We start from the raw sequence: 7,046 nt of genomic DNA on the forward strand, positions 1-7,046 counted from the left end.
ATAAAAATAAACCAGAATCTGAAAAATAGATTCTGGTTTATTTTTAATTTTTATACATTTTTTTAAAAATTATAATTTATAGTAAATCCAACTTGTGGTTGAAACTTAAACTCTTTCCCTTTTCCTCCCCAAGTTTTATTTGAATATTTCCCACCTGCAAACAAAGACATATTTAGATCTTCATTAAAAGAGTAGTTCAATTCTAATTCTGGCAAAGCAAAAAGTGCCCACATCTCATTATAATCTCCTGAATTTGTTGCCACAGGTGTTGGCCATTCATAAGTATTTGATAACATCCAATAAGGAGGTACCCATCCCTTAGCATCCCTATCTGAAACAACAAACGGATCAAATCCTGTTGCAAAATTAAAACTTAAATTTAACTGTTTATTAAATTTATATACCTCTTTTGAATACTCTAACCAAGCATAAAACCCCAAATATGTTGCACTGTCATAAGTGGTTCCATCTGTGTTTGAAAGACGATAGTTCCCATCATAAAACTCTTTGGATAAAAAAAAGTCCAGTTGCAAATAAAAATCTTTTGGAAGTTTATATTGAGATAGAAGATTTAAAGATACGTGATTCATGTACCCCAAATCATTGTCTTTTTTATCCGTATACCACCCATGAATAAACATCGGCATCAGAGAAAACTTTATAACTTCTAAACTCTCGAATTTTGGAAAATAGTTTTTAAAATCAAAACCAACATTTACCCAAGACCAGATTTGATTCTGAGATGATTTAAAATAATCAAACTGTCTAGCTCCCCACTGAGTATTTAGTACAATTTTACTTTCACCTATTTGTTCCTCTTGGTAATTTATAGCTATTTTAGGAACATGAAAATCATTATTTATTTGATTTTCCTGCCCTTTATAGTCATAGAGATTTAGAAATCTTTCCCATTGTAATAACAAACTCCAATTTTTATTGAAATTATAATCTAACAGTGCAAAGGAGTGTGAAGATTTTGTGTCATACTTTCCAGAATCTCCAGAAAATGTTTGAATCACTGTCAAGCTACTCTTGGTGTAGTCTTTTTCATATTCTGTTTTTATAGACTTCCCAACTTTACCTTCAGCTGAAAAAGAAAGACTGTATGATATATTCAAAATTGCTATCAACAGTGACACTAATTTTATCTTTTTTTTCATATATTTTTCCCCTCCTAAGTTCGCATATTAATATATACAACTAATCTCTGCTTTTCCTTTGAAGGTTTATTTTTAATTTTTATTCATTTTTTTTATAAAATCAATACATTTTTTTGCCGTTTCAATATTTGAATTTTCTAATAAAACATCTACATTTAACTTATATTCTTTAATACACTCCATCAATGTTCCTATATCAAAAATTCCTTCTCCTATCGGTACAACTTTGAAGTCCCCATTTTCTATTTTAAAATCTTTCAAATGAATTATCTCTATTCTATCAGCAAACAATTTAAATGATTTTTCAATTATACTCTTTTGGTCCTGAAAGTTATTTAAATCTAAGAAATTAACAGGATCAAATATCACCTTTAAACTCTCAGAGGGTATTTTTTTTAAAACTAGCTCCATTTTTTCTGGAGTTGATATAATATCTTTTTTAACTCCTTCTATAGCTACTGAAGTCCCCGTTTTCTCAGCATAAATAACTAACTTTTCTAAAGTGTCTAAAAAAATAGTCCAAGCTTCTAAACTATCATTTAAAGGTGTGTATGTATAATCTGTGCTCAAATAGCCCGTCTCTGTTCCTACAACACATTTAGGAAAATTTTTAGAAAAATCTAAATGGTATTTAAATTTTTCAATCTCTTGATCCCGCTTATCTTTATCGGGATTCCCCATATTTATGTAGCATCCCAACACTGAAAGCTTAATATTTTCCCTTTCTAAATCGCACTTTAAATAACTGCTCAACTTCATATTCAAAGCCTCTTTTGAAACCTTAAAATCTGTAAACGATTTTCCTAGAGCTAGCTGTATACACTGACCATCTAAATCTTTAATTGTACTTAAAAGATTAGAAAACTCCTCCAAAGAATACTTCCCCATATCATGAGCCCTAATTCCTACTTTAATCATTTTTTTCTCTCCTTTATTTTCTATGTAAAACTTTAAGTTTTTTCCATTAAAACCCACTCCAATTTTTACTATTTTAGTTTATCCTCTAGCTTATTCTGCAATATATTCACTTTTCTCTATATTTAAACCCTCAAAAGTTTTCTATTTTCTCCACTATCTTTCATATCTAAAAAGTATTTCAGTGTTGTCATATTCAAAGTTTTACCAAATCATCTAGATCTTGCTATTAAAGTTTCTTTAGATCTTTTTTCTAATGCTTCAACTATGAGCTTTGTTTTATCAATATAATAATAATTATCATTTATTAACTCTTTAAAATCACTCACAACTATTGGTAATCTCTTCTTCATGATTCACCTCACCTTATATTTTTCTTATATTATACTTTAATATCTATATAATATCAACGGTTCTTCCCTTAGACTAAAAAAGATTGCAAATATTACTCTGCAATCTCTTCATATAATTTTAATTTTTTTCTGTTGTATCAACCCATATAGGAGAAGACCATGCCAAATTCCCATCTCTTTGAAACACCTTTACCATATAAAAATATCTTTCATTGAGTATTCCTTTCGTTTGAAAGTTTACATCTACTTTATATCCAATTTCTGGTGTTCCTCTATTAATTCTTATTTTATAAGCGTTATGCCAAAATGGATCTGTTCTATAATAATCATCAAATCCAAATCTTTCTTTAGATAATTTTTTAGCCTCATCCAAACCTACTATTAACTGAGTATCCTTTAATATAGACTCCACTGATATTTTATACTTTTTCTTATCAACCTCTAAAGTTATATTGGAATTTCTTAGAGCTTTTATTTCAAAAATGAACCCCTCTGTTAAAATAGGAGATGGCCCCATCCATTTCCCACTTTGAGATGTTTTATGGGTTACTAATTGAAACTCGCAACTATTTTTATCTACTAAATTTAAATATTGGTCAAAACTAGTCCAACATTTTTCTATAGATAAAATTTCGCCATCTGTTTTCAATTTTCCATGCCAATTTTTTTTAGTTATATCTGGATAAATTCTAGTGTCTGGTCCCCATCCAAATTCAACTCTAAATTTAAAAGTTACAACATCACACAATTCACTTCTTTCCCACTTTCCACCATGAATATATGTATCTTCTAAAATATTATTTCTATAGAGTTCTATTCTATTAATAGCATCTCCTGCATTGACACTAATCTTATGGTCATGAATTTTTCCACTAGATATTAAATCTCCCATAATCCCATTATTTACCCCATAATGCAGCTCTATTTTATTTCCACTTACTCCATATACATTTCTTTTTAACATTGCTTCCCATATAGATTTTTTGTCTGATTTTTCTGAAATAACTGCCATAAACCCATGCCCATACATAGCGGGCACACTGTGATTATCTCCTGAAGCTATAGCTCCAACCAAATATTCCCTTTCAAGACCATTAAAATATGTTGTCCCTCCAGTTCTTGGTCCCATGTGAATGTGTCTGCTCATATGAAGATCTGTATATCCATTTTCCGAGCTTCCATGAGATGAATAGATCTCTGCAAATGGAGAAAATATTTCACTATGAGTTTCCCAATTCTTTCCCCTATGTCCCAGCTCATAAGCTATGTGATGAGGTATTGCTATCGCTTCCTGTGGTTTTAAGCATTCTATTAGATCTGAGTATCTTCTTGGATTATGAATTGTTTCATCATTTTTTAAATAAAATACATTATGATCTCCATCCTCTCCACTTCCCTGCCACTCATATCCCATAAATACTGGAAAATTTGGAAGCTCCACCTCTTTTTTATTAAAAAATTCTCTAATTATCTCCCAGTGTTTCAATATATTATCCATAGGATAAATATCTTCAACACTCAATCCACTTTTATCTTTTCTCATATAATAAGGGTAATAAGCTATGGGCCAAAAATCTAAAATCTCTTTTGCATGATTATACCACTTTTCTAACTCTTCTATTTGATGGTAATGCAAATTTGAATGCATATCTGTCCAATAAATATTTTTTTTCATTGACTATTCTCCTTTTATTATTCTTTTTATCTCTTCTGATATTAACCCTGCTTTAGTTCCTACAATAACTTGAATATCATTTTTTCCAAGTCTAACCACTCCTGAAGCTCCTATTTTTTTAAAATCATTTTCATTTATTTTAGACGTATCCTCCAGCGAAACTCTTAATCTCGTAATACATGAATCGATTATTTTTATATTCTCTGATCCACCTAATGAATCTAGATACCTTCTAGAAATACCTACAATTCCATCATTTTTCAAAAGAGTCTCTTGTGTTTCTGTTGTTTCTTTATCCTCTTCTCTCCCTAAAGTTTTCAAATTAAATTTAATAATTATAAAATAAAAAATTGAAAAATAAAGTACAAAATAGACAATTCCTAGCGGTATAATCATTCCTGGTTTTGTTGCCAATCCCCAATTCAAAAGATAATCTGTAAGTCCCGACGAAAAACCAAACCCATGTCTAATTCCAAATAAATAAGTTATCATATAGGCAAATCCAGTCAATAGAGCATGAATCACATAAAGAATTGGTGCGGTAAACATAAATAAAAATTCTATTGGTTCTGTTATCCCTGTTAAAAACGAGGTTAAAGAAACTGATATTAACATTCCGGCTATAGATTTTCTTTTTTCAATCTTAGATGATTTGTATATAGCTAGTGCTGCGGCTGGTAGTCCAAACATCATAACTAAAAATCCTCCAGTCATATATATGCCTGCGCTTGGATCTCCTGCAAAAAATCTAACCTGATCACCTATTATTGTTTTTCCAGTTACAGGATCTAGATAACTTCCAAAACTAAATCTAACTATTGTGTTCAGTACATGATGCAATCCAAATGGAATTAGCATTCTTTGAAAAAAACCATATATTACAAGGCCTATTGAACCTGTATCTATCATCCACTGACCAAATTTATCTAAAATATTTTGAACTATAGGAAAAATATATCCTAAAAAGGCTGCTGAGATTAAACTATAAAAAGCTGTAATTATCGGAACAAATCTTTTTCCTCCAAAAAAACCAAGCCATTCTGGCAACACTGTATCCTTATATTTATTGTACATTCTAGCTCCTAATACTCCAGCCCATATTCCTGCAAGTATCCCCATCTTTATCTTGCTATTTATCGTTGTTGCACCTGTATTAATAATTAAATAACTAATCGCTCCTGACAAAGCTGCTGTTCCATTATTATCTTTAGCTAAACCCAATGCAATTCCAATAGCAAATATTAATGCTAAATTCGAAAAAATTGCATTTCCTGATGCATTGATAAAAGAAATATCTAGCAAGTCTTTTGCTCCAAATCTTAATAATAATGCAGCTACTGGCAATACTGCTACTGGTAGCATCATTGCTTTTCCTAATTGTTGAAGATTCCCTAAAATTTTATCTTTCATTTTAAATCACTCTCCCTGTTTTGATTTAATCTGATTATACTTTATAATTCCAACTTTGTAAATACTTTCATAAAATATTTACGCAAAGAAAATACTTTCATTTTTTTCTTGACAATTCCTATTTTTTTTAGTTTAATTTTAATATAATTTTAATTTTAAGGAGAATTTTTATGAAAAATATAAATAAAATAATTTTAAAAATAGAAGAAAATCATAATAAATTTACAAAATCAGAAATCAAAGTCATGAATTTCATATTACAAAACTCTAAATATATTTTAGAGCATTCAATCGGAGATATTTCATCTAAAATTGGTATTTCTGATGCCACACTATCAAGATTTGCCATAAAAATTGGATTTAAAGGTTTCAATGAACTAAGATTCATTTTAGACCAAGAAAGTAAAAGAGTAAATATTGAAACAAATCATAACAATAGCTCTATATTAGACAGATTAGTTAATGATTATAAAAAAAATTTAGATCAAAATGTTGAATTAATAAAAAATGAAGAAATTTCTTTTTTAATAAATTCTATAAAAACCTCTTCTAGAATTAAAGTATATGGTATTGGATCTTCTGGATATTTTGCTAAAGAGATGGGATTTCGTTTATCAAAATTAGGATTTGATAGTAAAGCTATTACAGAAACTCATGAGATGAAAATAGATGCAAATTTTTGTAACGAAAAGGATTTGATTATCGGAGTTAGCTTGTCTGGTTTGACTAATGATGTTATAGAATCCATGAATATTGGCAAAAATAAAGGTGCTAGAACTATAGCCTTTACAAATTATCCTAATTCAAAAATTGGGGAATTTTCTGATAAAATTATAAAGATAATCTCAAAAAACACTTTAGAAATGGGGCACTTCATCTCCCCACAAATTACATTAATTTTTATTTTAGATTATATCATTTCAAGAATTATTCTAGAAAATCCAGATAAATACTTTGAAATGGGCTTTAATACAATACATAGTATTTTTAAGCAAAATGATTTAAAATAAATTTATAAACAATTATATGTCTTCTTTCCATAAAAAAATCTCCAAGTTAGATAATTTAATATTATTCCAACTTGAAGGTTTACATAAGCTACTATGATTTTTATTTTTATTATAGAATCCTTCGATATAATCGAAAATCTTTAACTGAGTTTCCTTTTTATCTTTGATTCTTTCTGGACATATGAGTTCTTTATTTAAACTTGAGCGGAAAGATTCCATAGACACAATATTCCACACATAGACTGTGGAGTATTGTATCTTATGTAAAAGAGCGTCTAGAAGCTGCTCGCTTCAAGGTTCTCTTCTACTAATTTATCTTTTATTAAGTTATGCTCAATAGAGTCCTCTCTTGACTTAGACTTTTTACTATATATTCTTACCACAAAGAAAAATATAACGATCCAACATATCATCAGTTTCTTTTGATAATGGTCTTAATTTATCTAATTTTAATATTTTTGATTTATCTCTAAATAGTAGACCTTGAAACCTTAAATTCCTTTGCTAATTCAGTTTTAAAAGA

At 29.0% G+C, this 7,046-nt stretch carries 7 protein-coding genes; 1 reads left to right on the forward strand and 6 read right to left on the reverse strand.

The window, feature by feature from the left end:
• Nucleotides 1-62: 62 nt before the first annotated feature.
• From Q0V67_RS10105 to nagE, 5 genes are all read right to left on the reverse strand, one after another.
• Nucleotides 63-1,160, reverse strand: a complete 1,098-nt coding sequence (locus Q0V67_RS10105) for a hypothetical protein (RefSeq protein WP_297599249.1) — start codon at nucleotides 1,158-1,160, stop codon at nucleotides 63-65.
• A 72-nt stretch (nucleotides 1,161-1,232) separates the two neighbouring features.
• Nucleotides 1,233-2,078 (reverse strand): TIM barrel protein, encoded by an 846-nt coding sequence (locus tag Q0V67_RS10110; protein WP_297599251.1) that lies wholly within the window; start codon nucleotides 2,076-2,078, stop codon nucleotides 1,233-1,235.
• A gap of 209 nt (nucleotides 2,079-2,287) precedes the next feature.
• The gene (locus tag Q0V67_RS10115) at nucleotides 2,288-2,428 is read right to left on the reverse strand and encodes an AAA family ATPase (protein ID WP_297599253.1); all 141 of its coding nucleotides are present in this window, start codon (nucleotides 2,426-2,428) and stop codon (nucleotides 2,288-2,290) included.
• A gap of 118 nt (nucleotides 2,429-2,546) precedes the next feature.
• Nucleotides 2,547-4,103, reverse strand: coding sequence for a hypothetical protein (locus tag Q0V67_RS10120; RefSeq protein ID WP_297599255.1), 1,557 nt, complete (start codon nucleotides 4,101-4,103; stop codon nucleotides 2,547-2,549).
• A gap of 3 nt (nucleotides 4,104-4,106) precedes the next feature.
• Entirely contained in the window at nucleotides 4,107-5,513 is a 1,407-nt protein-coding gene (gene nagE / locus Q0V67_RS10125; RefSeq protein WP_297599257.1) for an N-acetylglucosamine-specific PTS transporter subunit IIBC, read from the reverse strand.
• Between the two features lie 170 nt (nucleotides 5,514-5,683).
• On the opposite strand from nagE, the gene Q0V67_RS10130 reads away from it, so the two are divergent.
• Entirely contained in the window at nucleotides 5,684-6,523 is an 840-nt protein-coding gene (locus tag Q0V67_RS10130) for a MurR/RpiR family transcriptional regulator (protein WP_297599259.1), read from the forward strand.
• Nucleotides 6,524-6,535: 12 nt separating this feature from the next.
• Here the strand turns inward: Q0V67_RS10130 and Q0V67_RS10360 are convergent, their stop codons facing one another.
• The gene (locus Q0V67_RS10360) at nucleotides 6,536-6,742 is read right to left on the reverse strand and encodes an IS3 family transposase (protein WP_366938451.1); all 207 of its coding nucleotides are present in this window, start codon (nucleotides 6,740-6,742) and stop codon (nucleotides 6,536-6,538) included.
• Nucleotides 6,743-7,046: the final 304 nt, after the last annotated feature.

Source organism: uncultured Cetobacterium sp. (assembly GCF_947072685.1).
Lineage (GTDB): Bacteria > Fusobacteriota > Fusobacteriia > Fusobacteriales > Fusobacteriaceae > Cetobacterium_A.

Excerpts from the sequence above, each read along its gene's own strand:
- Q0V67_RS10105 (WP_297599249.1), bottom strand. The coding sequence starts at position 1,160 with ATGAAAAAAAAGATAAAATTAGTGTCACTGTTGATAGCAATTTTGAAT.
- Q0V67_RS10110 (WP_297599251.1), bottom strand. The coding sequence starts at position 2,078 with ATGATTAAAGTAGGAATTAGGGCTCATGATATGGGGAAGTATTCTTTG.
- Q0V67_RS10115 (WP_297599253.1), bottom strand. The coding sequence starts at position 2,428 with ATGAAGAAGAGATTACCAATAGTTGTGAGTGATTTTAAAGAGTTAATA.
- Q0V67_RS10120 (WP_297599255.1), bottom strand. The coding sequence starts at position 4,103 with ATGAAAAAAAATATTTATTGGACAGATATGCATTCAAATTTGCATTAC.
- nagE (WP_297599257.1), bottom strand. The coding sequence starts at position 5,513 with ATGAAAGATAAAATTTTAGGGAATCTTCAACAATTAGGAAAAGCAATG.
- Q0V67_RS10130 (WP_297599259.1), top strand. The coding sequence starts at position 5,684 with ATGAAAAATATAAATAAAATAATTTTAAAAATAGAAGAAAATCATAAT.
- Q0V67_RS10360 (WP_366938451.1), bottom strand. The coding sequence starts at position 6,742 with ATGGAATCTTTCCGCTCAAGTTTAAATAAAGAACTCATATGTCCAGAA.